Annotated in this window: 24 protein-coding genes and 1 pseudogene; 9 read left to right on the forward strand and 16 right to left on the reverse strand. The window is 56.1% G+C overall.

Annotation, left to right across the window (positions count from 1 at the left end):
* Nucleotides 1–149: 149 nt before the first annotated feature.
* The 8 genes and pseudogenes from ASG35_RS22810 to ASG35_RS22845 form a co-directional block, all read right to left on the reverse strand.
* Nucleotides 150–893: a fimbrial biogenesis chaperone gene (locus tag ASG35_RS22810; RefSeq protein ID WP_056363073.1), complete on the reverse strand. Its 744-nt coding sequence runs from the start codon at nt 891–893 to the stop codon at nt 150–152.
* An 84-nt stretch (nt 894–977) separates the two neighbouring features.
* Entirely contained in the window at nt 978–1,538 is a 561-nt protein-coding gene (locus tag ASG35_RS22815; protein WP_056363076.1) for a fimbrial protein, read from the reverse strand.
* Nucleotides 1,539–1,905: 367 nt separating this feature from the next.
* Complete coding sequence (locus ASG35_RS22820) at nt 1,906–3,312, reverse strand: MFS transporter (RefSeq protein WP_082508558.1); 1,407 nt, start codon at nt 3,310–3,312, stop codon at nt 1,906–1,908.
* Between the two features lie 118 nt (nt 3,313–3,430).
* Nucleotides 3,431–4,876 (reverse strand): NAD-dependent succinate-semialdehyde dehydrogenase, encoded by a 1,446-nt coding sequence (locus ASG35_RS22825; protein WP_056363079.1) that lies wholly within the window; start codon nt 4,874–4,876, stop codon nt 3,431–3,433.
* Nucleotides 4,873–5,909 (reverse strand): annotated as a pseudogene (locus ASG35_RS22830) (aldo/keto reductase). Before ASG35_RS22830 ends, ASG35_RS22825 begins: the two are co-directional and overlap by 4 nt.
* Before the next feature lie 47 nt (nt 5,910–5,956).
* Nucleotides 5,957–6,496, reverse strand: a complete 540-nt coding sequence (gene fae / locus ASG35_RS22835; protein WP_056363083.1) for a formaldehyde-activating enzyme — start codon at nt 6,494–6,496, stop codon at nt 5,957–5,959.
* Between the two features lie 134 nt (nt 6,497–6,630).
* Nucleotides 6,631–6,921 carry a DUF1272 domain-containing protein gene (locus tag ASG35_RS31060; RefSeq protein WP_082508559.1) on the reverse strand — a complete coding sequence of 97 codons (291 nt, stop codon included), beginning with the start codon at nt 6,919–6,921 and terminating at the stop codon, nt 6,631–6,633.
* 91 nt (nt 6,922–7,012) lie between these two features.
* A complete protein-coding gene (locus ASG35_RS22845; protein WP_056363088.1) occupies nt 7,013–8,398 on the reverse strand; it encodes a GntT/GntP/DsdX family permease in 1,386 nt (461 codons plus the stop codon).
* A gap of 857 nt (nt 8,399–9,255) precedes the next feature.
* Here ASG35_RS22845 and parA point away from each other — a divergent pair.
* Together parA and ASG35_RS22855 are read left to right on the forward strand one after the other, a co-directional pair.
* On the forward strand, nt 9,256–9,918 hold the full coding sequence (gene parA, locus ASG35_RS22850) for a ParA family partition ATPase (protein WP_056363089.1): 663 nt from the start codon (nt 9,256–9,258) through the stop codon (nt 9,916–9,918).
* A gap of 24 nt (nt 9,919–9,942) precedes the next feature.
* Nucleotides 9,943–11,007, forward strand: a complete 1,065-nt coding sequence (locus tag ASG35_RS22855) for a ParB/RepB/Spo0J family partition protein (protein WP_056363092.1) — start codon at nt 9,943–9,945, stop codon at nt 11,005–11,007.
* A gap of 60 nt (nt 11,008–11,067) precedes the next feature.
* On the opposite strand, the gene ASG35_RS22860 is transcribed toward ASG35_RS22855, so the two are convergent.
* A complete protein-coding gene (locus ASG35_RS22860; protein WP_056363093.1) occupies nt 11,068–12,417 on the reverse strand; it encodes a replication initiation protein in 1,350 nt (449 codons plus the stop codon).
* A 1,750-nt stretch (nt 12,418–14,167) separates the two neighbouring features.
* On the opposite strand from ASG35_RS22860, the gene ASG35_RS22865 reads away from it, so the two are divergent.
* Nucleotides 14,168–15,382: a DNA-binding protein gene (locus ASG35_RS22865; RefSeq protein WP_056363793.1), complete on the forward strand. Its 1,215-nt coding sequence runs from the start codon at nt 14,168–14,170 to the stop codon at nt 15,380–15,382.
* 20 nt (nt 15,383–15,402) lie between these two features.
* Here ASG35_RS22865 and ASG35_RS22870 read toward each other — a convergent pair whose 3' ends face one another.
* Both ASG35_RS22870 and ASG35_RS22875 read right to left on the reverse strand, forming a co-directional pair.
* Nucleotides 15,403–16,422: a tyrosine-type recombinase/integrase gene (locus ASG35_RS22870; protein WP_056363096.1), complete on the reverse strand. Its 1,020-nt coding sequence runs from the start codon at nt 16,420–16,422 to the stop codon at nt 15,403–15,405.
* A 41-nt stretch (nt 16,423–16,463) separates the two neighbouring features.
* Nucleotides 16,464–16,823: a DUF2471 family protein gene (locus ASG35_RS22875; protein WP_056363099.1), complete on the reverse strand. Its 360-nt coding sequence runs from the start codon at nt 16,821–16,823 to the stop codon at nt 16,464–16,466.
* Between the two features lie 256 nt (nt 16,824–17,079).
* Here ASG35_RS22875 and ASG35_RS22880 point away from each other — a divergent pair, with 256 nt between their 5' ends.
* Together ASG35_RS22880 and ASG35_RS22885 are read left to right on the forward strand one after the other, a co-directional pair.
* Nucleotides 17,080–17,265 (forward strand): CsbD family protein, encoded by a 186-nt coding sequence (locus tag ASG35_RS22880; RefSeq protein WP_056363795.1) that lies wholly within the window; start codon nt 17,080–17,082, stop codon nt 17,263–17,265.
* Nucleotides 17,266–17,610: 345 nt separating this feature from the next.
* Nucleotides 17,611–18,132 carry a hypothetical protein gene (locus tag ASG35_RS22885; protein WP_056363797.1) on the forward strand — a complete coding sequence of 174 codons (522 nt, stop codon included), beginning with the start codon at nt 17,611–17,613 and terminating at the stop codon, nt 18,130–18,132.
* A 41-nt stretch (nt 18,133–18,173) separates the two neighbouring features.
* On the opposite strand, the gene ASG35_RS22890 is transcribed toward ASG35_RS22885, so the two are convergent.
* The 3 genes from ASG35_RS22890 to ASG35_RS22900 all read right to left on the reverse strand — a co-directional run bounded on the left by ASG35_RS22890 (nt 18,174) and on the right by ASG35_RS22900 (nt 20,551).
* The gene (locus ASG35_RS22890; RefSeq protein ID WP_056363101.1) at nt 18,174–18,713 is read right to left on the reverse strand and encodes a DUF1003 domain-containing protein; all 540 of its coding nucleotides are present in this window, start codon (nt 18,711–18,713) and stop codon (nt 18,174–18,176) included.
* A gap of 82 nt (nt 18,714–18,795) precedes the next feature.
* Nucleotides 18,796–19,491, reverse strand: coding sequence for a fumarylacetoacetate hydrolase family protein (locus tag ASG35_RS22895; RefSeq protein WP_056363103.1), 696 nt, complete (start codon nt 19,489–19,491; stop codon nt 18,796–18,798).
* 118 nt (nt 19,492–19,609) lie between these two features.
* The gene (locus ASG35_RS22900) at nt 19,610–20,551 is read right to left on the reverse strand and encodes a helix-turn-helix transcriptional regulator (protein ID WP_056363106.1); all 942 of its coding nucleotides are present in this window, start codon (nt 20,549–20,551) and stop codon (nt 19,610–19,612) included.
* Nucleotides 20,552–20,898: 347 nt separating this feature from the next.
* Here ASG35_RS22900 and serA point away from each other — a divergent pair, with 347 nt between their 5' ends.
* Nucleotides 20,899–22,101: a phosphoglycerate dehydrogenase gene (gene serA, locus ASG35_RS22905; protein WP_082508560.1), complete on the forward strand. Its 1,203-nt coding sequence runs from the start codon at nt 20,899–20,901 to the stop codon at nt 22,099–22,101.
* 83 nt (nt 22,102–22,184) lie between these two features.
* Here the strand turns inward: serA and ASG35_RS22910 are convergent, their stop codons facing one another.
* On the reverse strand, nt 22,185–22,925 hold the full coding sequence (locus tag ASG35_RS22910) for an SDR family NAD(P)-dependent oxidoreductase (RefSeq protein WP_056363109.1): 741 nt from the start codon (nt 22,923–22,925) through the stop codon (nt 22,185–22,187).
* 120 nt (nt 22,926–23,045) lie between these two features.
* Here ASG35_RS22910 and ASG35_RS22915 point away from each other — a divergent pair, with 120 nt between their 5' ends.
* From ASG35_RS22915 to ASG35_RS22925, 3 genes are read left to right on the forward strand one after another with little or no spacing between them, the layout of a single operon-like run.
* The gene (locus ASG35_RS22915) at nt 23,046–23,447 is read left to right on the forward strand and encodes a GFA family protein (RefSeq protein ID WP_056363801.1); all 402 of its coding nucleotides are present in this window, start codon (nt 23,046–23,048) and stop codon (nt 23,445–23,447) included.
* Between the two features lie 13 nt (nt 23,448–23,460).
* Nucleotides 23,461–23,973, forward strand: a complete 513-nt coding sequence (locus tag ASG35_RS22920) for a hypothetical protein (protein WP_156393322.1) — start codon at nt 23,461–23,463, stop codon at nt 23,971–23,973.
* Nucleotides 23,974–23,994: 21 nt separating this feature from the next.
* Nucleotides 23,995–24,345 carry a VOC family protein gene (locus tag ASG35_RS22925; protein WP_056363112.1) on the forward strand — a complete coding sequence of 117 codons (351 nt, stop codon included), beginning with the start codon at nt 23,995–23,997 and terminating at the stop codon, nt 24,343–24,345.
* A 10-nt stretch (nt 24,346–24,355) separates the two neighbouring features.
* Here the strand turns inward: ASG35_RS22925 and ASG35_RS22930 are convergent, their stop codons facing one another.
* On the reverse strand, nt 24,356–24,697 hold the full coding sequence (locus ASG35_RS22930) for a hypothetical protein (RefSeq protein ID WP_156393323.1): 342 nt from the start codon (nt 24,695–24,697) through the stop codon (nt 24,356–24,358).
* Nucleotides 24,698–24,734 lie beyond the last annotated feature (37 nt).

The following is a 24,734-nucleotide window of genomic DNA, read 5'->3' on the forward strand; positions in this document are numbered from 1 at the left end:
GTCGATTCGGGCGCGAGTTGACCCGCCGGGCTGTTCGGACAGACCGTTTGGCAACGCGTGATGGTTTTCTTGAGGAAGGCGCCGGCCAGTTGATGCCCGCGACGCCTTCAGTTACTCGGGATGACGGTTGCCCCGATCAGGGCGACGTCTTATGGCGCGAGAGGCGCGTCGAGCGGCACGGCGCCCCCAAAATCGCTGATGCTCGAAAATTTGACACGGGCGTTAGCGGGCGCCGTCTTCATATTCTTGATGGGAAACTGCGCGCTTCCATGAGGCTCGATCATGCCGCCCACGTCGTTCCCGAAGGTTTGACCGGCACCGACGACATCGATTTTGCTCAACGACACGTAGTACGCCGTGGGATTGGTTGCCTTCACCTCGTAACCCTTGTTATCGGCGGCGGACACGAGCTTCCATGTCAATTTCGCGGGTGCTTCGTCGGGCGTTCCGGGCAAGCCCTTTGGACGCGCAAACACTTTGATCCGGGTGCGGAACGCAAACTGCAGCGTGTTGACATCGGAATCTTTAGCGGCTTTCGGCGGTACATCGAGTACGTTCAGCCAGAACACCGATTCACGGTCTTGCGGCAGTGCATCGCCCGTGTACATCATGCGCAGCGTCTGCGACTTTCCGGCATCCATCCGAAAGATCGGAGGCGTCAATACGAAAGGCGCACTTGCCTCGCCGGGTTTTGCCGCTGCATTGCCTTTGTCCATCCAGACCTGGACCAGCGACGGTTCGCTGCGATCGTTAGTCAATTTCACCGTCGTCTCACGATTTTCAAGGGGATACACCACGCGTGTTCCGCCCACAGTCACGCTTGCGCCCGCACTTCCGGCAAGCAAGGCCATGACGACGCCCAAACCACATGCAATTTGCCTAATGGACTTCATGATTGATGCATCTCCGTAAAAATCGTATCTCGAAAATTTGGGAAAAAAGAGGCATCTGCGCCTGCAGATGCCTGTTGAGACGATTTATTGGTAATCGACTGTGTACTGAACTGATGTGTTGACCGGACCGGCTGTGGCCTTGCCCGTGGCGTAGTACTCGGCGAAATACTTGAGGTCAGCGTTACCTGAAACGATGGTCGAACCGTTGCCGGCGATATCGTTGTTCTCACCCGTCACTACATTGATGGGCAGGTGCGAAGCGTTCAGCAAACGAACCTGGACGTTTTCGGCGCCGGCGGGTGCCTGGTTTTCAAGGTAGCCAGTAGTCTGGTTGATCGTCGGGCCATTTTCGAAACGTGCGACTGCCTTCGTTTCAGTCGAGCAACCACTCAACGCAAATGTGAGGTCCGCTGCGGCAGTCGTTCCAGCCGTCGAGCCCTTAGCACCGAGCGTGCTGTTCGTTACGCTTGGCAGCGTGACGTTCTTGTCGGCTGCACCGACGGCTTTCGCATCGATCGAGCACGTTGTGTCGGTCACTGCGCCAGTAAATGTGATCGTGCCGTCAGAAGCGTTCGCGCCAGTCGATGCCAGAGCAAGGGTTGCGATGGTTGCAACAGCAGCGATGGTGGAGAAGAATGATTTCATGAAGTTTTTCCAATAAAGAAATTAACGAGGTTTCGAACACTTGCGGCGCGGGGACTGCGTGTCCTTGATGCCAACCGCGCAGTGCGAGCCGCTTTGCCCATCGTCTAAATCCTTTTGAGGGGCGATGCACCGGTTCGTCTGCGAGTGAATGAATATTAAGACTCGACGCTTAGGTTTGCGCTCGGAACTGTCCGAAAGAATTAGGACAAAATTAAGAATTCCTAATATTGAAACAGCACGATTTTTTTATGGATGTGACTGCCGATCCAAATAGAAAGGCGTCCGCAAGCGGACGCCTTTTCAAGGGTGAGAGTTTTCGGGAGTTAGCGTGCGGTACTGGCGTTTCCGGTAACACGCATCAAGCTGGTCATGACCCGCTGGCGGCTCGCAATGTCAGGTTGCGTGTTTCGGGAGCCCAGGCAATCGAGACGATCATGCCGATCAACAAAACCCCGGCGAGGATCATCATGGTGTAGTGAAACCCGATCTGCGCAATGCCGACCGGCAGCAAGAACGTACCAATGGCCGAGCCGAGTCTGCTGCATGCAATGGCGAGACCGACGCCCGATGCTCGCACCTCGGTCGGAAAGCATTCGGGTGGAAATACGCCAACCAGATTGCTGAATGCCGACATGGTTAGCGTGAAGACGGCGAACGCCATGATCATCGCAAGCGTTGCGGAAGCCGGGAGCAAACTCATTGCCACGAGCATGGCGCACGTTACGGCAAACGATCCGATCAGGAAATGCCGCCGAGGCAACTTGATGGTTAGCCAGATTCCAAATATTGCACCGATCACCAGCACCGCATTAAGCAATAAATCCGCGCCGAAACCATCGCTCAGGCCGATCACCTTCAGGATTCCCGGCAGGAATGTGTAGATCGCGAAATATGGAATGACGAGACACACGAAAAATCCACAGTTGAACAGGGTCCGGCGAATCAAGTCGGGTTGGAAAAGTCGAGCATAGCCCTGCTTTCCGCCAATAGTTCGAGTGTCCGGTTCAGCTTCAAGGGCTACGTCTGGCCCGAAATGCTTTAGGACCACTGCGTGCGCTTCCTGCACACGCCCTTTGCCGAGGAGCCAGCGCGGAGATTCCGGCGTCCCAATGCGCAACAACAGCACGATAAACGCAGGGAGACTCGCTGATGCAAGCAGCCAGCGCCACGCGGACGGTCCCGCATCTCCATATGACATACCGAGGACGTTCGCCACCACATAACCGATGGTCCACACAACGCTGAATGATCCAAGCAAAGCCCCGCGATGCTTGCGTGGCGAAAATTCCGCAAGAATGGCGTGGCCCACGGTGAAGTCCCCACCCATGCCAAAGCCGATCAAGACCCGAAGCGCGAACAATTCCAAGGGTGAAGTGGCGAAGAACTGCAGGAATGCGGCCACCGTGATAATGACGAAGCTGGTAAGGAAGATTCGCTGGCGGCCGAGCCGATCGGACAGACGCCCGAAGATCAAGCTGCCCAAAAAAATGCCGATCAACGCCGAGCTGCCGATCGCGCCCATCCAGAAGGAATCGAGTGGCATCTGCCGGTTCATCGATGCCAGTGCGTATCCCACCGTGCCCAACGCATAACCTTCGGTGAAATGCGCACCGAATGTCAGGCCCGCGATTTTCACGTGAAAGCGGTTCAATGGAATGTCGTCGAGCAGAACGGGCTTCGAGGCGGGTGCGTCGTGTTCGCGAATTGGCGCAATGCCTGCGTGTGGCCCGGAACCGATGGGCAATGCACTGCTTGAAATGTCCTGATGACTCACTGCGTCTCCTTACCTATGTGTTCTTTACCTGCTTGCGCTGTTGCCGGTTACACAAGGCAACAGCGTGGCCCCAGCTGAGCAGCGACGATCAACGTCAATCAACCTCAGTCGACACCAATCAACGTGCGGATGCCATCAGGCCGCTGATCATCGTGTATTTGAGTTCCATGTATTCGTCGAGGCCGTATTTGGAGCCTTCGCGTCCCAAACCTGATTGCTTGATGCCGCCAAAGGGCGCGACCTCAGTGGATATGATTCCTTCGTTCACGCCGACCATACCAGTCTCGAGCGCGTCCGCGACCCGCCACGCACGGCCCAGATCACGTGTATAGAAATACGCCGCGAGTCCAAAAGGCGTGTCGTTGGCAAGCTTGATCGCTTCGGCTTCAGTTTCGAATTGGAAACAGGCAGCAACCGGCCCGAAGGTTTCTTCTTGTGCTATCGACATGTCTTGCTTGGCGTTCGCCAAAACAGTCGGTTCGTAGAACGTCCCGCCCAATGAATGCGCGCGGCCGCCGGTCATGACAATCGCGCCTTTGGTTACGGCATCGCGTACATGATCTTTCACCTTCCTGAGTGCTGCATCGTTGATCAGTGGGCCTTGGTCGACTTCATGTTCCAGTGCATTACCTACACGGAGCCCGACAACGGCGAGGGTCAAGCGTCGGGTGAACTCGGCATAGACGCCTGCTTGAACGAAAAATCGATTCACGCAAACACACGTCTGCCCGGTGTTTCGAAATTTCGATGCCATGGCGCCCTGCACTGCCGCGTCCAGATCGGCGTCGTCGAAAACAATGAACGGCGCGTTACCGCCAAGTTCCAGCGAGAGCTTCTTCAGCGTCTCGGCTGATTGAGAAGCCAATAGCTTGCCGACCCGCGTGGAGCCGGTGAACGACAATTTGCGTACGACCGGCGATGCAGTCAGCTCTGCTCCAATTGCAATCGCGTTGCCCGAAATGACGTTGAAAACGCCGGCTGGCACGCCCGCTTCTTCAGCGAGAACCGCCAACGCCAGCGCGCTCAACGGGGTTTCCTCCGATGGCTTGAGGACCATGGTGCAACCCGCGGCCAGCGCAGGTCCGGCCTTGCGCGTGATCATGGCGAGCGGAAAGTTCCAGGGCGTGATGGCCGCCACGACCCCGACTGGCTCCCGCGTGACAATGATCTTCGATCCGGCCTTGGAACTCGGAATGACATCGCCATAACTGCGCTTCGCTTCTTCAGCGAACCATTCGAGAAAACTCGCTGCATAAGCCACTTCACCCTTTGCTTCCGCAAGCGGCTTTCCCTGCTCTCGCGTAAGCAACGCCGCGAGAGCGTCGCAGTGTTCGAGCATCAGTTCGCCCCAGCGCCGCACGCGGGCGCCCCGTTCCTTCGCCGTCAACGCGCGCCATGCCGGAAACGCGGCTTCAGCCGCCCGCATGGCCTGCTGGGTTTGAAGCGCACCTGCCTTCGCTACATTCGCGATAACGTCCCCTGTCGCAGGATTGAAAACCGCGTAAGTCTCGGCACTGCTCAGCCATATACCATTGATGTGATGTTCTGTTCGAAGTAGGTTCATGCCGCGTCCTTCATTGCCTGGTTGAGACCAGCTTGTGGAATACGTGGTTCGCGAGCGATCCGCCGACCAGCCGTGTAGTCATTAATGACATCACACGGCGTGTAGTTACGCTCGAGCTCATACAGTTCGTCGGCGTCGAGGTGCGTGCCGAGCGCGTTCAATGCGCTGTCGAATTGAGCCGGCGAATCGGCGCCGACCAGCATGCTGGCCACACCTGCGCGTTGCAGCACCCAGGCCTGCGCAATTTGGGCGGCGCTCACGCCGCGTTGCTTGGCGACGCGCTCTACCGAGCCGGCGATCTCGCGTGACGCTGTATCGCCATACATTTGCGATGTGAAAAAGTCGGTCTGATTGCGCGTAGACGCCGTGTCGCACGTCAAAAGACCACGCGCCAACGGGCTGAAAACGGACACGCCCAAGCCCTGATCCGCGCAGTACGGCATCATCTCACGCTCTTCTTCGCGGTACGCCAGATTCAGTTGCAATTGCATGTTGATCGGCTTGTGCCAGCCATTTCGTTCGCAAACCTGAATGATTTTTGCGAGCTGCCACGTGTACATGGTCGATACACCGATATAACGCGCCTTGCCCGAACGGACGATATCGTCCAGCGCCGCCATGGTTTCTTCAACGGGCGTGGAAGTATCGAAGTAATGCAGCATGTAGATGTCGACATAGTCCATGCCCAGCCGCCGCAGCGAAGCATCGATACTATCGAGAATATGCTTGCGAGAATGGCCGCCCGCGTTTTGATACGCGCCCATGTCGTAGCCAACCTTGGTGGTCACCACGATTTCCTCGCGTCGTGTGAGACGACCGAGGATCCTGCCGACCACTTCTTCGCCAATGCCCGCCGAATAAAAATCAGCAAGGTCGATAAAGTTCACGCCCGCTTCTAACGCATGGCGGACGATAGGCTCGCTCTTCTGTTCGTCGAAGATCCACGGTTTCCATTGCGGCGTGCCCATATTCATGGTGCCAAGACACAGGCGAGACACTTTCAGGCTGACTGGCCTAGTCGAACATATTCCATAATTCAAATCTCCGGGCGAGCGCCGGCATGCAGCGCCCGTATGCGTTTTAGAGGACGGCCTGCAGAAAACGCGGCGTATAGAAGGGATTCGAAACTTGGCGTGCGGCTGCAAATACGTCGCTTTTTGACGGTAGTCCGGCCATGGCGGCCTTGATGGCGTTCTTGGTCGCGCGATAGTTGTTTTGGAATACAGCGTCCAGGTCGTCGGCCGCCGGGTTCACCCAATTCGCGGATACAACCACCCAATCGTTTTCCGCTTCCGGCGGCAACGTGCCGTCTTCGAGCGACTCTGCAACGGCCTTCGCGATGCCCGCCTGCGAAGCACCCCAGGTCGCGTTTCCGTGGAACTCATTGGCGATTTGCGCCTTGTTCACGTATAGCGTAAGGGGCTTTGTTGGAATACCCGGCTGGGCGATGACAACGAACGGCGCGTGTCCCGCCGACGGCGTGGCAAGCGCGGTGGCAAATGCCTGTCCGGCTGGACCGTTGCGAGGTCCGACGAGCACGTTGATATGGGCGAGATTGACGCCCGGCCCTTCAAAGCCTTCGCCAATGTGAAGGTTGCGCTCGGATTGAGGTGCTGACATGTTGTCTTCCGTTCAAGGAGTGGATCGATGAACAGATTGTGCGAGCGCGCGGCGATAAGGAGGAATCGATGATTCCTGCGTCAAGGGTATGAGCGGCGCTCAGATCAGTAGTTTCCCTGAGCAGTAGCAGTTGTCTATCGTTCGGCGGGCGGGATGGCGACGTAGCGTTCCAGGAACGCGCGATGTTGTTCCACGTCTACGCCCGCGGCGTGGACCTCAGTCGAGGCCGGGCGGCTTGCTAATCGTGCTTTTGGACGTATCGGGCGGAATTGAAAGCCGCCGCCGCAATTCGGGCAAACGTTTTGAAGCTGCGAGAAAACGCACGACTCGCAGAATGTGCATTCGAAGCTGCAGATCATGGCGTCGCGTGCGTCTGGAGGAAGCGGCTTTGAACAGCATTCGCAGGTTGGGCGCAGGGCAAGCATTATCGAAATCTCCTTTGCTTGCATTTTAGGTTCAGAGATTCGCTTGCCGCGCCAATCTGTCCACAATTCACGTCAGCATTGCGTCGGCAATTTATGTCAGTACGCCCCACATCACCAACGTGAGCGCCAAGCCGACCACCGAGACGATGGTCTGAAGCACCGACCAGACGTACACAGTTTGTTTCAGTTGCAAGCCGAAATATTCGCGGATCATCCAGAAGCCGGCATCGTTGACGTGGCAGAAGAACACAGAGCCCGCGCCGATCGCCAGCGCCAACAATGAGTTATGGGTGGCGCTCAATCCCGCCACGACCGGGGCGATGATGCCCGCCGTTGTCGTGGTCGCGACCGTGGCCGAACCGGTTGCCTGACGCAATGCCACGGCAATCAGCCACGCGAGCAGGATCAGCGGCATGTGCGAGCCGATTGCGATCTTGCCGATCGTAGTGCTGATTCCACCGAGCACCAGCGTTTGCTTCAGGCCTCCTCCAGCGCCGATAGTCAAAAGTAGCGCGCAAATCGGCGGCAAGCTTTTGCGCAGAATGCTGCTCACTTTGTCGCGCGGCATACCACGAGTCCAGCCCAAGGCAACAATTGCGAAAAGAACGGTGAGTCCGAGCGCAATTAACGGCTCACCTAAAAAGTTGAGCGTATCGAACAACAGGGTTTCAGGCTGAACCGCCAATTTCGCCACCGTGCGACCCAGCATCAACAACACCGGCAGAAGAATTGTTAGCAACGAAATTTGAAAACTAGGGGCGTCGAGCGCGCCGGTTTCATCGACCTTCGATGCAAACAACTTGCCCATTTCTTCTGGTTCATCCACGTGCATCCGGCGCGAAAGCCACATTCCATACACAGGACCGGCGAGGATAACCGCGGGAATCGCGATGATGAAGCCAAGACCCATCGTGATACCAAGGTCGGCGTGCAGCGCGCTGACGGCGATCAACGGACCCGGGTGCGGCGGCAGTAGCGCATGCAGCGTCGTCATACCCGCGAGCGCAGGAATTGCAATACGCAAAATCGGCTGTTTCGAGCGGCGCGCCATCACAAAGATGATCGGCACCATCATGACGAGGCCGACTTCAAAAAAGAGCGGCAAACCGATGACGATGGCGACCAGCGCCATCAGCCAAGGCAAAGTTCGTGGCGTGGAGTGATCTAGGATGCTTGAAACCAGTCGATCAGCCGCGCCTGACTCCGCCATCAATGCGCCGAGCATCGCACCAAGCGCAATGATGATCCCGACATCGCCCAACAAGCCGCCGGCGCCTTTGCTAAACGCGCTGGCCACTGCTTCGAGCGGCAAGCCCGCAGTGAAACCGGCAACAAAAGTACCTACGAGTATCGATAAGAACGGTGCCAGCTTCAGCACACTAATTAAAACGATGATCGACGCCAAACCGAGCGCGCATGCGATGAGAAGGCGCGTGTCGTGGTCGGACCACGCGGCGATAGTCGAAGTCAGATGCACTGAGATGCCCTTGGCTGATTAAAAGAAGAGGCTAACGTACTCGCGACTGTTTGCCGCCGCGTAGTGGCGGCGATTTTACGAGTGCTTGCTTACGGGTTGCTTGGAGTGGGATGGAGTTTGGCAACCTCTTTGATATATGCAAATTACGCGGGACTGGCGTGGAGACTAGTTCTAGTTCGTGTTTTGATTTTCTATGATTGCGATGGTTATTTATTTCGGGACTCCCAAACCCGCACCGCGGTCGGTGTGGAACGGTGCGATTGCGAGCTTGAATTTGCTCACCGCAAATTCGACTTCGAGCGCGACGAACCATCGCACACAACTTAGCCGGACGTTGTTTAGCACCAAAAATAAACGCGCGCTAATGACGTCACCCAACGCTCAGCTGAGATGAGATTAGCTCTCCTGGTTTCAGAACGCGGTGCCAAGACTTTATGCGCATAAAGTAGCGAGAGTCGGCTTTTGCTTGCTTGCTTGCTTGCTTGCTTGCTTGCTTGCTTGCTTGCTTGCTTGCTTGCTTGCTTGCTTGCTTGCTTGCTTGCTTGCTTGCTTGCAATTACATATCCAGAAGAAGTCGCGTGGAAGACAACTCACAACGATGTTCCACAGCGCTACCGAATGAGTCTTTAATTGAAAAAATAAAGTTTCGTCAGTCCTAACGTTCTTGATTGGTTGACATTTCTCTAAAGTAACGCGAATGCGGCCGGAAGGACCTCTAGAGATCATCGAGGCCCAAGTCTGACTTTATGCGCATAAACTTCGCCACAACCCTGACCAAATGGCTAACCAACGTGATTTCCGATAGAGAAACTCCGGCTTCAATGTAAAATTCAAGAAGCTAAATTTGGGAGCAAAACGTGGCAGCTGAAATTATCGCGATCACACAGCAGAAGGGCGGGGTGGGGAAAAGCACGATCGCAATGCATTTGGGCGCTGCGTTCCACGAAAAGGGTAAGCGTGTCCTTGTTGTCGACGCCGACGGTCAGAACACCTTGGTGCACTGGGCCAGTGCCGCGTCAGATGAAGCCAGCGGTATCCCCTTTCCGATCGTCAATCTCTCCGAAGCCGGGGGTCAGATCCATCGAGAGATCAAGAAGTTCGTCAACGACTACGACATCATCGTGGTTGATTGCCCACCATCTATTACCGAAAAAGTATCGGGCGTCGTCCTTCTCGCCGCGACGGTTGCAATCGTCCCGACATCGTCGTCGCCGGCCGATTACTGGTCAAGTGTGGGTTTGGTCAAGCTGATTCAGCAAGCGCAGGTCATGAACGAAGATTTGCGCGCCGTATTTCTACTTAACAAGACTGAAGAAAAACGAATGCTGACGCGAGAGCTAAAACGCGCGTTGGAAGAGCTGGGATTCCCCTTACTGAAAACTCAGATTCCCACGCGGGAATGCTATAAGCAAGCGATGGCCTTGGGCCAGACCGTTCTTCAGATGACCGACCGGGGATCACGCCTCGCTGCAGCCGAAATACGAGCGTGCGCAGAGGAAGTTCTCGCCATGCTCCCCTGACTTTATGCGCATAAAGGACGTTGAATGAAACCAAACCCATTCGCCAAGGGCTTCAAGGCCCGCCCCGATACAACGAGCAGCGAGAAGCGCACGGCCCTTGACCGTATCAACGCTATTGACGACATCGTCAATCAGGAAGTCGGCAACGATAAACAAGTAACGGGACGATCCAGCGCACAGTCCGACGATGAAGTTGTCGACGATATTGAAAGTTCTGAGTCAGATGAGTTCAAGAGCTGGCGGCGTAAAAACCGTTACGTCAACGGTCAAGTTATCGACTTACCCCTAAAAGCCATTAAACCGAGCCCGTTCAATCCACGCCATTTTTACTTAAAGGCGTCCATTGCCGAACTGGCTGTCAACTTGGCCAAGCAAGGTCAGCAGCAGGCCATCCATGTCATTCCGGACCACGAAAATCCTGGCACCTTCTTTGTAAGCGATGGGGGCCGGCGAGTTCGAGCGCTCAAAGAAGCCAACAAGGAGACGGTGAAGGCAATAGTTATCGATCTCCCAATCGGGATCGAAAGCTACAAACTCGGCTACGACCTGAACGTGCAACGGGATTCACAGACGGTGTTCGATAACGCCATCGTCTGGAAACGCTTCCTGGAGGAAAATCACTTTCAAAGTCAGCGGGAATTGGCTGATCACCTCGGTCTGGATGAATCGACAATCGCTGTTGCGCTGGCAATTTCGAAGCTGCCCGAGAATGTGATGCATGAAATGGTGGCTCGGCCAGACCGCTTTGGCTCCAATATGGCTTATCAGGTTTCGCGTTTCCATAGCGCCCGCGGCGCTGACGCGACATTACGCCTGATCAACAAGATCGCGTCCGACGATCTCAGCACGCGCCAAGTTGCCGATATTGTGAAGGGACGGGCAAGCGTCCAAGAAACGCCGAAACCCGCGGGTCGCCAGCGATATGCGCAACGTCTGGAAATCAAACTGGAAGGGATCGCGGTTGGAGATCTGAAGACTTACGGCGATGACCGACTTGAATTGCGCCTGCGAGGTCTTTCGAAAGAAAAGCGCGACGCGCTCCATCTGCAAATCGAAAAGATGCTGAAGACGGAACCCGACGAAAAATAAACCCAGCTAAAACTGCGACGCGACGCTACGACAAAAGAATGCCCGTAGCGTCGGAAACCACTAAGCAGCGCGGTTCTGATTTAGCGTGAATGCAAGGAGATCACCATCGGTTGGCTCACCCCAGGTCTTGCGCGCCAGCCAATCGAAGAACGACGTTTCACCCATCTTCGAGTCCAGTCCCCGCTTGCGCCAGTCATCGCGCATGTGACCGCCAAGTTCCGGCAACACATCTTCCTCGAACGTTTGGCGCGCCAGCTCCCGCTCAGACTCACCCTGTTCTTCGTACAGCGCGCGCGCTTCCTTACGGCGATAAACCGAAAACTCACTTAGCAAGCGAGCCTTGAGATCGTCCGCCGGTGCACCGTTGGCTTTCGCCGGGGCCGCAACCGCTGGAAGCGCCTCGAGCTGCGGTGCATAACCCTTCTTCAAAGCATCTTTGAACAACGCCGCCGCGCTTCGCACCGGGGGCAACGATGTACTTCGCATGCGTTGCTCGGTCATTTGCAAAGCCGACCGAATCCGATTTTCCTCGCTATCGGCGTAGAGCGTCTGCGCGTCTTTCAAAGGTATCCCAATCTTGACCATTCGATCGACGAGCGTGCTGTCAAAGACATTTGGATGTTCATCGAGTGCAAGCATGGGTTGCTTGCGTTCGGTCACGCGGAACTGGATTTCGGCGACCCGTCGTCCTTCCCGATGTTCGATCAACTCGACAAAAATATTGGTTACCGCGTTGACCTCGGCGATTGCGGGCCGGAGATAATCACGCTTGAAATACTTATATTCGCGTTTTGCTTCGTCGCCGGCTTCCGTATCCGGCGTACCCGAGAGAATCGGTCGCCACCACTCCCACGTCTCACGCATGGTTAGATGACTTGGATTCGTCAGGTATCGAACGCAGATTTCGTAAAGCGCCAGGCCTGCGCTACTGCGCAATTGACTCTGGAATTGCAGGCTCAAACGGGCGTACTGAACCGGGTCGAGGAGCTTTTTCTTGATTTTCGGAGCAAAGGAGAACTCAACCCAAACGCGCCTTGTAGCCGGATCCTCGAGAATTTCGGCGTCTGCGATCAACGTCGATATACCCCATTTGCGTCCTGGCTTCTGGCTAGACGTGCCCGTACTCCACTCAACCTGAACGGACACCATTCGACGCAAATGCTCTTTGACTAAAGCGGTATCGTTGGAATCGAACGCCGAATTAGCGACAATGTCCGATAGCAACGCGCGATAGGTATCGCCTGACTCGTCGGCCTGTTGCGCAACCGCGAGCAACACGTTGAACAATTTGCGAGTCAAAAGGGTGATTTTTCCGCTCTTCGGCTGGATTGCGATGGCTTCGACAGCTTTTCGCAATTCCGCTGAGCTCGGACTCACCACGTCAGTCTTCTTCGCGCGTTTGGTTGCCATGCTGGGAGTCAAGGAGGATTTCGGGAAAGGATACCCATGACGGTGATGCTCGTCTACAGGCGCAAGCTCACCCTCGTACGGTGATGCGCCTCTTGTCTCTCGGACTCACTGAGGTGCTCTCCCGAAAGTTCTCACCCTCACCGTTAGGCAGCATCTCGTTTATCCCCGCGCCAAGCGGGTAAACGATCTGACTTGCATTCGAACCTGCTTTAAACGCTTTGTTAGCCCTCCCGTATTACCTCACCTAAAAATTATTTGGCGACTGGGATTCCACAAAATAATTTTGAGATCCGAACGTGCGAATCCGGGAACGCGAAAAGAAGCCGAAATAACACTGCAAAATATCTAACGCGTGACTTCGCATGTCGAACATTGCTATCGGAGTCCTGAAAAAGCTCACTATTGCTTCGGCAGAAAGCCTTGTTGTACCGTAGACACATGACCGTGCACACTCCACCAACACTCTTTGTAGGTCCCGAATTCCCTCACCTTTGCGTCAAACAGCGATCTGACATCGCCGCCGTTGGGGTTCATGCGTCCCGTAAAGCCTCACCTGAAGACCGAAATCCGTTGGTTTTTGGGGATATAGAAGGGGCAAAGGCACTTCGCCGCGGGTTTATCGCCGAGAGCGGTCCTGCAAAAGCTCACCTATGCCACAAATCTTCTGTTCTTCGCGCTCCAAAGATTCGAAAATAGCGGCTCCCGAAAAGTCTCACCTTCCGATCACGATGCAAGTGAACGCGCCAACAAAACCCTTTATTTACCAATGACTTAAGCGATCGCGCGATCTATCCAGGTTTGTCGAGAGATTAATGCAAACTCCTGAAAAACCCTGAACAACTCCCGAATTGGCTCACCAGTGGATACTTTCGGGGCAGATGCGCAGGCCAAGAAAATGACGCAGATACTTCCCGAAAAAGCTCACCTTTGCTTCTGTTCATCGAGAATATCCTTTGAAATCAGGGAGATCGAGAGTAGAGCCGCCTCAGAACGTAGCTGTCAATCACTCCCGTAAAGCCTCACCTTCAGTCACAGATCCGGTGACGCCTCGGCCTTTTTGATGTTTAAGCGCCCGTATAACCTCACCCTAGACATCGTTGCTCGCCTGCAAAAGCTCACCTATAAGTAAATATTACCGTATCCAGGTCGAAATTCATGTGTTTTTACGGTCCCGTAAAGGCTCCCTTCGCTGATCCACGGATTACGGACTCGATATCCGCTGGCTGGGCCTAATCGGGATTTGTAGTCCCGAAAAATCTCACCTATCAAAACTATTCGGCTCCCGAACCCGCTCACATTCGCTCCCGTGATGACTCACTATCACCCCTGAACCTCATCACCTCCCGCCCCTGCTAGCGCTCACCTTCTATCCCGCAAACACTCACCCAAGCGCCTGGTGAGCCTTATTCCGTAGGGCTTTGCCGTGGCGTTAACGTCTTTAACTAGGTTTCAAAGGTGTTTACTTCTAATACTCTCAAGCCGATGAGTATTCGGAAGAAATACAAAAACACCGATCCGCCTTCGTGAAACATTACTCAGCGGACAAAATGGCCAAGAAATCGCTAGTAATCAACAACTTGAACGACTAAGCTCTACATGTTTCACGAAAAGAATTACCGCGATTAAGTGATCTTGTGCAAATAGATTGGTACCGACCGAATCCACGAACCTGATTTGAAAGTTTGACCAAAATCGTAGCATTCAATACGTAATGTATTATGTATCGAACGAAATTGTGTCGGGAGTACAAATGAACGATGTAGAACGTCTTGCATTGCGCGCTGAACTTGCCGAACTGAGATCGAAGGGAGCGCGACGGCAAGAGCTATCGCAGCATGCATGTAAGCGACTCTTCTTTGATTTCGGCATCCGCCCTTCAATGGCGACCGTCAGGGATCTCACCCAGACGGGTAGTGCGAGTGACATTCCGAAGGACATCGATGCGTTTTGGGCTCGGATCAGATCCGCATCTCGGATTCGTATCGACGGTGGCGCGATCCCCGAAGCGCTGCAGGAACGCGCCGGCGACTTACTCGGACAGTTGTTTCAGGAAGCACGTCAGTTGGCAAGCGAATCGCTCGAGGCTGAACGGATTGCCGCGAAGGAAGCGACCGATGCCGCGCTTGTCCGTCTGCATGACTCCGAGGTTCGGTTTTCCACTATCGAAGAATCGCTTCGACGGAGCGAGGCACGTGCCGATGCTGCGTTAGCACGAAATTCCGCGCTGGAAGCTGAAATGCGTGCTCGCAAGGATCAAGACTTGGATGCTCACGGTGGCCTTCAAACGTTGATTCATCGTTTGGAAAATGAGAACGCCGCCCTGACCAAGCGTCTCGATGCTGAACAAACGGCAAATGCAGCGCTGCGTGATCGGCTGGATGTACTGAACGCCGAGCTACGGCACAACACTGAACATTACGCGCGGCAGATCAAGGATGCCGTTAGCGAAGCCGAACGACGTGTCAAACCGATGCTGGTAGAACTTGACTCGCTCCGAGGGGTTGCAGCGACCTATCAGACGGGCGTGCGCCAAGCGAGCCAGAAAGAATTCGATTTTATCCAACAACTTAGCACCGCCAAAGCACGCGCGGATCGTTTGGAGATGCAACTGCGCGAGAAGTCGGATGAGATAGACGAACTGGCGTCCGAACGCGATGCGTTGCGCGCGCAGGGCGGCATCAGCACGAGTGCGGCGCGACTGATCTGCGCGATGATTGAAGATGGTCGGCTATCGGCCGAGGAACTCCTCGACTTGGGAACGGAAGTAGATGCCTTTGTCGCCTTGCCATCGTCCTGTCCGACGTGCACGGCGGGCGAACCGGAGCTCGCCCAACATGGAAACGAATTCGAACTGTCGTGCCCGGATTGTGAGAGAACATCGGGTCCGACGTTCTCACGACTTATGGCCGTCGCATGTTTCAAGACCGCGGACATACTCGATACAAGCCAACAAGGCGAAAGGTGAGGATATTCGGGAGCTGGCGTTTAGGCTGAGCGACCGTCCGAAAGCCCAGCGTCATGCCTTGCGTGCGCCAAATCCCGCTCCCGTATTTCCTCACCTGTCCATCGTTCCCAAGCGCGATACAACCTGTGAGCCGAGATTTCCTGCTGAAATCCCAGCCACTCTCCGACCCGTTCGGGCGCCGTCCCGCTTTCAAAAAGATCAGCGGCAAAGGTGTTGCGCAAGGTCTGAGGACTTGCACGTGCCGTTCTTGATTCCGCGATGCCCGCAGCCAAAGTCACTGCATCGATAGCGCGCAGCATCGTCGCCTTGTGCATGATGCGTCCCGATGCAGTCGCCGGAAACAGCAGATCACCGGGCAATTTAGCCGTTTTTCGTTCGCTGACCCATTGGTCGAGCAGCGCGATCGCGAAAGGCGCAAGCCGGGTTTGCCGATTTAATGCGTGGTTCGAGGCTTCCACTGTCAGCCAAGGCTGATTCCAATCAAAGTTACTAACGGTCAGTGCAGCCGCTTCTCCCGTTTTAACTCCTCCTCCAAGAAAGACGCCGACAAGCGCACGATCCCGGCGTTCGCGCCAACTTTGGCCAGCCGATAAATCGCCGATTGGGGAAAAAAGATAAGCGATCAACGCCGCGCGCTCCCCATGCGCAAGAAAGCCGGTTGGCTCGTTTTCACGTGCGTCACGCCAAGAAGCTTCTCCATCCTGCGCAATAAATCGCGCAGGGTTCGTGGAAGCAAGTTCGATTTCGCGAACGTGATCGAGCACTCGCTCTATAAGGCGCAGATAACGTACGCGCTGCGGCTTCCGAATATCGAGCTGAGTCACGAATTGTTCGATGGCAAGCCTGTCGACAGTCTTGAGATTCACGTGTTTGACGTTTAGCCAATCGAGAAACAAACCCCATTGCGCACGATAGACATCCGCCGAAGATGCCTTGAAGGCTTGGCTGACCATCCAGGCGTCGAACGCGCTTGCCGGATCGGTGTACCAACTGGCGCGCTCGCGGTCAAAGATATCGTCGGTTCCGGCGTGAGGCTGCATCGCATTTCATCCGTTAGAAATTGATCAAGCTCAGGCGAAGCTTAGTGAACAGCTGCAACGGCCAGCTCGGGGTGGCCCGCGCGTGCCGCCTGATCGTAGGCGTCGACCGCGAATGCAAACACGGGCGGCAGTGCGTTGGACGTCCCAAAGTCTACAAGGTCGTCGGTTTCTGGAAAGCTCAAGTCGTCCGGACGTGCGAAAAGTGCTCGAAGCGCCGCCTCGTGCCGACCGGCAAATCCCAAATCCGCCAGCGCTTCGGCTTCAATTGCGAGCAATAATCGCCACGTCAGTGGCACCCCTTGCACGATGTATCGATGAGCGACTTCACGCGTAATGCGCTCAAGATCCTTTACGACGCGAGCAAATTCGGGGGTGTCGATACGATCTTCTTCATTGTCCATTTTTGTCTCCCTCTCGGCGATAACCACCAGGTACGATACTGTACAAACATACAGTATTTATCGCAATCTTCGTCTAGCCTCGCGCTGAACTGGAGTCGCGTATGTGCGATTCCGCCTACGCGGGAATCAGACGTCATCGGCTGTTGAAAGCATCCAGGATTTGCGATCCTGAACTCACGGTCAGGGACATTTCCTGACATGACGCCGCGAAATTCATTACATCGGATTCGCGCTTTTGATACGAAAGGAGATGAAGATGAACAAGGATCAGAAAGACGGCGTAGTCAAGCAGGCTAAGGGCAAGGTCAATGAAGTCGTCGGAAAGGTGACCGGTGACCGCGCTCAAGAAGCGAAGGGCGATGTTCAGCAAGCCGCCGGCAAAGTACAGAAAGGTGCAGGCGACGCCCGCGAAGACATGAAGGACGCATTGAAGAAGCACTAAGCGACTTGGCTGTGTTGGCGAGAATCTGCTAACAGTCGCCTATAAGTAGCAGTTGAGTTGCAACGGAGGCCGCGCCCGACGAAAGTCGGCGCGGCCTTTCTCTTGCGTAGCGACGGAGCGGAAACTTTATGCGCATCAAGTTTTCTGTCGGAGTGCAGCCGACCGTGATCCGCTAAAACGCAAGCGACCGAAAAGACAAGCCATTGGTCCCGACTTTCGACTAGAAAACCAACCCCCGCATTCACACAAATGAACTTAACGTTCATGTACAGTTTCGCTCGCACTTCGAATCGATAAAACGTGGCCGCTAAACAAGCGGCGGCGAAACGTACAGGTTTGGGCCGGATGAAAAAGTCGACGTTATTCGCACAAAAATCGATACTCCCAACAGCGTTGTTTGCGCTTGCTGCCTTCACGGCACCGTCCTGTTCCAACGCAGCAGAAATCTGCGGCGACGGCCTTTGGGCCGATGCAATGATTGGCTCTTACCATGTACATCCGAAGAAACACTTCGATCAATTCAATCCCGGTCTTGGCCTGGAATGCTGGGTTTCTCCGCAGTGGGCCGTGACGGGCGGATATTTTCGAAACTCGCTTTCGGCGCCATCTTTTTATGGTGGTGGCGTTTGGGCGCCGGAATTCACGCATTGGGGTTATGTCCGCCTCGCGGTAATGGGCGGCGTTATCTCGGGATATGACTACGGCAAATGGGGATTTGGCCACGATCACAAAGTCGGCCCGGTGGCCGCGCCGTTGATCATGGCCGAGTACGGCCGCATCGGCGCGAATATCATCTTGATCCCGCCGATACCATCAAGCGATCTGCCATTCACGCTCGGCTTTCAACTACGTGTCCGCTTTTGGTGAGCCAACCGCAAAGGTGAGCTTTTACGGGAAACGATGGCACCTCAACCACTCAGCTTTCCCTGAGACAACTGCCCATGAACCTCGAGCGTCAACGCTTCAATGCGCGCACTCATCTGTCGCGTTATCTCGGTGAGCTGCGTGTTTTGCTCGAGTAGCGCAACAAGCTGATCCGCCTGTTTCGCGGCCTGTGTCTGGCGCTCCGCGTTGGCGGCGGCGAGATCTTCGCGATGCCGCGCATCGGCATCCGCGTTTACCTTGTCGCGATCGGCTTGTCGCGTTTGCGCCAGCAAAATCAGTGGTGCGGCGTATGCGGCCTGCAGGCTGAACGCGAGATTAAGCAAGATGAACGGATAGACATCGAACTTCGTCAGTCCCACGACATTCACGCCAATCCAGCACGCGACGATAACCGTCTGCCCAACCAGGAATGTCGGCGTGCCGAAAAACCGCGCGAAACGCTCGGCTTTAAGTGCGAACCAGTCATCGCCGAAGACAGACGAGAGATGCATGTAGGGCAGATGAAAACGCAGGTGATGGCGTTTGTCCCGACCTGGTTCGCCGGGAGGAATAGGATTGCTCATGGTCGCTCGCGATGAATGGTTAAGTGTGAAAGTTATACACATCCAGGCAAACGGTCGCATTACAACAACCCTAAAACCGTGACTACGCTCCGCCGATTTCGAACTGAAACTCCGCCACACCTTCAACGCCGCCCGTGACCGTGTCGCCACGATTCAAGGCGCCCACGCCCGCGGGTGTACCGCTGAAAATAAGGTCGCCCGGTTTGATCACCACCGCGTGCGACACATGGCTGATGATGTCCGCGACCGGCCAGATCATATCGGCGAGATCGCCCGTTTGCCGTGTTTCGCCATTCACCGATAACCAAATTTTCCCCGTGCCCGGATGGCCGTGTTTTTCGGCGAGATGAATGGGCGTGACGGGCGCGGATTCATCGAAACCCTTGGCCCAATCCCATGGCCGGCTCATCTTCTTGGCGATCGCCTGCAAGTCGCGGCGCGTGAGGTCCACACCGACGCTGTAGCCGAGCACGTATTCAAGCGCATTTTCGGGATCGATCCGGCTTCCCTCTTTGCCAATGGCAATCACCATTTCGATCTCGTGATGCAGGTCTTCGGTCAGCATCGGATAAGCGAGCGTTCCCGCTGCGGGCACGACCGCATCGGCGGGTTTAGTGAAGAAGAAGGGCGGTTCGCGATCCGGATTCGCGCCCATTTCACGCGCGTGATCGGCGTAGTTGCGCCCGACGCAAAACACGCGGCGCACTGGAAACGAAGCGGTAGATCCAGCGATACGAACTGCCACGACGGGCGAGGGAGGAAAGATGTATTCGGCCATATCGGTACTCGAAGAGTTGAGGATAAAGGTGCAGATTCGCTGCATCGCTCCGAAACGATAAACTTCGAGCAGAACCGATAGCAGGACAAAACCGGCCCGCGCCTTGGACTAAACGGTCCTAAACGGGCGAGACGTGGCTGGTCGGACGCTTGAACTGCGTCGATCGGAATTCTGTCGGCGATGTTCCTTCTGCCTGGCGAAAGCGTCGCGTAAAGTAGGCTTCGTCACGAAAACCGACCAGGTAAGCGATGTCCTTGACGCGACGGGTATCGTCGGCGAGCAGCGCCTTCGCGCGGCTGATTCGCTGGTCCGTGACCCATTGCACGAAGCTACGTCCCGTCTCTTTCTTTATCAGACGGGCAACGTAACCCGGCGTCAGCGCGGCGGCCTCCGCGGTCGATTGCAGGGACAGCGCGTCGTCGTCCAGATGCTTGAGCACATGGCGCATCACTTTGCTCACGGAATCGCGGCGGTTCACGGCTCGCTCGTTGAGCGCTGCGAGTTGCAGCAGCGGGTCTGCGTAGTGTGCGCAAACAAGCCCTATCAACTGCAGAAGGTATCCACGCAATCGGCTGACGGCGCCAAATCCGCGCGCGCTGTCGATGTCCATCATGATCCGCGCAACGCGTTCCACTTCGGCAAGGTCCGTTGGCGCAAGCTTGAAGTCCAGATCGCCTTGAAAGCGAAACGGCGCCAGCTCCGGGAATCGGGCGATGGGAACGTTGCTCAGGTCGATACGGCCATCGTAGGCATCGAGATCCAGGCCCAGGAAATCCAGCGCGAAGTTGATCACGATAAACCGCGATTGCACCGGATGCGGAATCATATGCGCGAGATGAGGCGCAATAAACGCGATGGCTCCAGTTGGAAACGGACGGATTGCATTGCCGATATGCTGCTGCGTATCGCCGCCCAGATTGATCTGGATCTGGAAATAGTCGTGCTTGTGCGGTTCCGTAATGGCCGTGCGCAAGGTCTGGTCGCGGATGTAGAAGTCGAGGCGGTCGCTGCGCTCGGGCATTGCGTAAGTACGCGATGCGCGTCTGGCAATGGGATTCATCGGGATGGACTCGGGCGGTTCGGTAGAAAAGTTGCGCCCATAGCATAACGCGCGTTGAGCCAATTCGCCGGTAACGTACTGCGCGACGCGGCCAGAATTGGCCCCCTAAAATGAAGGGATTGTTTGCGGAAGAAAACAATCCATCGACTAAATCAAAAACAAACGGCGTGCATACAAAAGCCATGCCGCAAGTAGGGTGGCGAATTGGCAGGCGCTGCAAGCGGTAACATCGAATGAATGCCAATTGAACGGTGTCCATTCATCCGGCGCCGCTCAACTACGCTCTGGACTTACTCTTGCCACTTGCCGGGCTTAAAACGCCCAGGTCACCAATCAGAAAGCGCTCCATGACTTCTGTTCTTTTACTCGAAAATATCCACGACACCGCGGTCGCACGTTTCAGCGAGGCAAAGCTCGAGGTTGAGCGACGCGCGGGCGCTCTTGCAGGCAACGAATTGTTGAGCGCGCTCCAGGCTCACAACCTTGTCGGCATTCGATCCGCGACGCATCTGAAGCGCGATGAAATCGAAGCCGCGCGTCATCTGCTTGCGATTGGCTGCTTTTGCATCGGCACGTCGCAGGTCGATCTGAACGCCGCCGCGCGCGCGGGCATTCCGGTGTTCAACGCGCCGTTTTCGAATACGCGTTCGGTGGCGGAACTGGTCATCGCCGAAGCGATTTTGCTGCTGCGTCGCGTGCCGGAGAAAAGCGTTCAGGCGCATGCCGGCAAGTGGGCGAAGGGCGCGAATGGATCGTTCGAAACTCGCGGCAAGACGATTGCGATCGTGGGTTACGGGAACATCGGTTCGCAGGTCGGCGTGCTTGCCGAAGCAATGGGAATGCGCGTGGTTTACTACGATGTCCAAGCGCGTTTGTCACTGGGATCGGCGCGTGCATCGCAATCGCTTTCAGACGCGGTATCGCAGGCCGATGTCGTCACGCTTCATGTGCCGGCGACCGCTCAAACCAATTACATGATCGATGCAGAAACGCTCGCGTGCTTCAAGCCCGGTGCAATCCTGATCAATGCATCGCGCGGGTCGGTCGTAGATATCGAGGCACTTGCAGAAGCGTTGAAAGCAAAGCGCTTGGGCGGAGCGGCGATCGATGTATTTCCGGAAGAGCCCAAAACAAATGCCGATGAATTCATAAGCGTGCTTCAAGGTTTGCCGAACGTAATCCTCACGCCGCACGTTGGCGGCAGCACGGAGGAGGCGCAGGAGAATATCGGCACGGAAGTCGCGACCAAGCTGATCTCGTTCCTGACCACGGGCGATACGGTCGGCGCGGTCAACTTCCCGCATGTGAATCCAGGACCGCTCGACGCCCCCGCGCGCCTGCTCAACGTTCACGGCAACGCGCCCGGCGCGCTGGCTACGCTCAACACCAGGCTTGCCGCGGAGGGCGCCAATATTGTTGCGCAACATCTGCAAACGCAGGGCGAAACGGGCTATGTGGTCACCGACCTGGACCGCGCGCCATCGAAGGAACTGATCCAGGCGCTCGCGAAAGAGCCCGGCTTTATTCGAACGCGCTTGCTGCTGAAATAAGCTCGCAGGGCAGGTTGCACAGGTGAGCTTATTCGGGAGCTGACCGCGATTTCACGATCACGCAATGCGGTCAGCCCTGCAGCCTAGAACGATTCCTTGAACGGCCGCAAATCGATCTCCTGCGTCCATGCCGACGGATGCTGCGTGTGAATGGCCCAAAACGTTTCGGCGATTGCGTCCACGTTGAGCAAGCCGTTTTCGCCGCGCTCGGCAACGGCTTGCGGACGTGAAGTCCGGAGCTTTTCGCCATCGATACCGCCGTCCACGACTACATGCGCAACGTGCAGTCCAAGCGGTCCGAATTCACGCGCCATACTTTGGGCGATCATGCGCACACCTGCCTTCGATGCCGAGAAATGCGCATATCCGGGTTTGCCGCGAAGGCTCGCCGATGCACCCGTAAAGATCACAGTGCCGCGTCCGAGCGGCGCAAGCCTGCGCGCCGCTTCCCGCCCCACGAGAAATGCTCCAACCGGTCCCGTGCGCATGAAGCTTTCAAATTCGTCCAGCGACAACTCGCGAAAATCAACGCGCCTGTTGTTGCCGACGTTGTAGACGACAAGCGACGGCGGTTTGATGCCATCGCGCGGGGTCATGGCTTTATTGAAGAGACTGAGGACGTCCGATTCCGACGTTGCATCGGTTACGATTGATTCTGCGTGATGTCCGTTTGCCGTAATCGCGCGTACGACGATGTCGAGTTTTTCGGACGAACGGCCTGCAACGAACACGTGATAATTTTGCCGCGCAATCAGCTTGCAGAGCGCGGCGCCCAGACCGAGTTCCGCGCCTACGCCAATTACGATCGCACTTTTACGCGTCATGAAAGCACCTTGAGGTTGGTATCCGGAATCGAAAACGTGGTTCGATTCTATGCGTCTAATCCGAGGCGTGCTCGAACCGGTCGCTGCCGAGCGGCGATCGACAAGATGGAGCAATTTCACATGCCGAGCCATGCAGGAAGCTGTCATTGCGGCGCAGTGAAATTCCTGGTCGATGCCGAGATCCAGGAATTGACCACCTGCGATTGCTCCTTGTGCGCGAAGAAAAACGCGCTGATGACGAAGGTGCATGAAAGCCAGTTATCAATTACGGAAGGTGAATCGTTCCTCACGCTTTATCAATGGAACACGCAGCGGGCGAAGCATTATTTCTGCTCGCGCTGCGGTATCTATACGTTTCATCGCAAGCGCGCTGCGCCTGATTATTTCGGCTTGAACGTCCGTTGCCTCGATGACTTTAATCCAGCGACCGTGCCGGTTCGCGTGACGCCGGGCGCGTGCATGTCGGTGGTATCGGCTACTCCGCGCGACGAATGGCCCGGACCGCGCGAACCGCTTATTTGAATTTCCGCACTCGATGAATCCGTTCATTCGCTCCGTCACGTGCTGCATCTTGCTGGCATTCGCCGCCAAGACCGCGACCGCCGCGGGTCCGCGCACGAACCATGGCAACGATCCGTTCTTCCAGATCTCGACGGCCATCGCGCATTGCCCGACGCCCTTAGGTCCGCTGCAAACTGACCAGGAATGGCTCGACGACGCGCATTACCGCATCGAACGCGGCAATAGTTGTTGGATCGAGGGGCGATGCCGTTTGTCGAATGCGTATCTCTACGACCGCGAAATTGCCGAAGCCGTGCAGCGGCGTCTCAACACGATCAACGCGGCTTTGCACTGGCTTGAAAATTCGACGTTGTGGCTGACGCTGCAACGGCGATTCATTTACGTGCAGGGATGCGTATCGAAGGAATTCGATACCGCCAAGTTCCTCTCTGAGCTCGGAAAGACGGCGGACGTGGATCAGGTTATCGACAACACCACGACAACGCCGGGTTCGTCGCCGTTGCCGTACAAGACGCCGGACAATTGATGGATTAAAAGGAGGAGACGCATGCAGGTCAGGAGAATCGTTGCGAACATCTCGACGCAGGACGTCGCGCGCGCGAAGCCGTTCTATCAGGACGCGCTCGGGCTCGATCTGCTGATGGATCACGGCTGGATCCAGACTTACGGAACAAACGCCACGATGAGCGTTCAACTCAGCGTGGCGTCCGAAGGCGGATCGGGCACGGCGGTTCCGGATTTATCGATAGAAGTCGATGATCTCGACGCCGCCCACGAACGCATGACAGCGGCGGGTTTCCCGATCGAATACGGTCCCGCCGATGAACCCTGGGGCGTCCGGCGTTTCTACGTGCGCGACCCGTTCGGCAAGCTCGTCAACGTGCTCGAGCATTCCTGATCTCAGGCCGTTAATTGCTCTGCGGCACATTCGCCTTGCTTCCCGCGAGCGGCGAGCCGTAACCGCCGCTTTGCGTATTGTTCGGCAAGCCGTTGACCAATTGCGCACGTGGATCGGTCGGATTCAGGTTCATTTCGCCGGCCTGCGCGTTGCCATGGCTGGGATATTCGCTGCCCAGCGGCGCGTTCGGCATCAGGCGCGGGTTGTTCGCCGGCGCGCTCATGTCGTCGTTTGGACTGAGACCGTGGCTCATGCCCGGGGTTTGCGCCGTCGCTGTCTGCGCTGCAAACGATGTAACAAGCAACGCCGCCGATACTGCCAGAACGCGGTTCAACTTAACGTGATTAACCATGACTGAACTCCCTTTCGTTGGGTTTTCGTGTCCGTGA

It is taken from the genome of Burkholderia sp. Leaf177, assembly GCF_001424345.1.
Taxonomy (GTDB): Bacteria; Pseudomonadota; Gammaproteobacteria; order Burkholderiales; family Burkholderiaceae; genus Caballeronia.

Coding starts and splice junctions, on each gene's coding strand:
- ASG35_RS22810 (WP_056363073.1), bottom strand. CDS start 893: ATGAAGTCCATTAGGCAAATTGCATGTGGTTTGGGCGTCGTCATGGCC.
- ASG35_RS22815 (WP_056363076.1), bottom strand. CDS start 1,538: ATGAAATCATTCTTCTCCACCATCGCTGCTGTTGCAACCATCGCAACC.
- ASG35_RS22825 (WP_056363079.1), bottom strand. CDS start 4,876: ATGAACCTACTTCGAACAGAACATCACATCAATGGTATATGGCTGAGC.
- fae (WP_056363083.1), bottom strand. CDS start 6,496: ATGTCAGCACCTCAATCCGAGCGCAACCTTCACATTGGCGAAGGCTTT.
- ASG35_RS31060 (WP_082508559.1), bottom strand. CDS start 6,921: ATGCTTGCCCTGCGCCCAACCTGCGAATGCTGTTCAAAGCCGCTTCCT.
- ASG35_RS22855 (WP_056363092.1), top strand. CDS start 9,943: ATGAAACCAAACCCATTCGCCAAGGGCTTCAAGGCCCGCCCCGATACA.
- ASG35_RS22860 (WP_056363093.1), bottom strand. CDS start 12,417: ATGGCAACCAAACGCGCGAAGAAGACTGACGTGGTGAGTCCGAGCTCA.
- ASG35_RS22865 (WP_056363793.1), top strand. CDS start 14,168: ATGAACGATGTAGAACGTCTTGCATTGCGCGCTGAACTTGCCGAACTG.
- ASG35_RS22870 (WP_056363096.1), bottom strand. CDS start 16,422: ATGCAGCCTCACGCCGGAACCGACGATATCTTTGACCGCGAGCGCGCC.
- ASG35_RS22875 (WP_056363099.1), bottom strand. CDS start 16,823: ATGGACAATGAAGAAGATCGTATCGACACCCCCGAATTTGCTCGCGTC.
- ASG35_RS22880 (WP_056363795.1), top strand. CDS start 17,080: ATGAACAAGGATCAGAAAGACGGCGTAGTCAAGCAGGCTAAGGGCAAG.
- ASG35_RS22885 (WP_056363797.1), top strand. CDS start 17,611: ATGAAAAAGTCGACGTTATTCGCACAAAAATCGATACTCCCAACAGCG.
- ASG35_RS22890 (WP_056363101.1), bottom strand. CDS start 18,713: ATGAGCAATCCTATTCCTCCCGGCGAACCAGGTCGGGACAAACGCCAT.
- ASG35_RS22895 (WP_056363103.1), bottom strand. CDS start 19,491: ATGGCCGAATACATCTTTCCTCCCTCGCCCGTCGTGGCAGTTCGTATC.
- ASG35_RS22900 (WP_056363106.1), bottom strand. CDS start 20,551: ATGAATCCCATTGCCAGACGCGCATCGCGTACTTACGCAATGCCCGAG.
- serA (WP_082508560.1), top strand. CDS start 20,899: ATGACTTCTGTTCTTTTACTCGAAAATATCCACGACACCGCGGTCGCA.
- ASG35_RS22910 (WP_056363109.1), bottom strand. CDS start 22,925: ATGACGCGTAAAAGTGCGATCGTAATTGGCGTAGGCGCGGAACTCGGT.
- ASG35_RS22915 (WP_056363801.1), top strand. CDS start 23,046: ATGCCGAGCCATGCAGGAAGCTGTCATTGCGGCGCAGTGAAATTCCTG.
- ASG35_RS22920 (WP_156393322.1), top strand. CDS start 23,461: ATGAATCCGTTCATTCGCTCCGTCACGTGCTGCATCTTGCTGGCATTC.
- ASG35_RS22925 (WP_056363112.1), top strand. CDS start 23,995: ATGCAGGTCAGGAGAATCGTTGCGAACATCTCGACGCAGGACGTCGCG.
- ASG35_RS22930 (WP_156393323.1), bottom strand. CDS start 24,697: ATGGTTAATCACGTTAAGTTGAACCGCGTTCTGGCAGTATCGGCGGCG.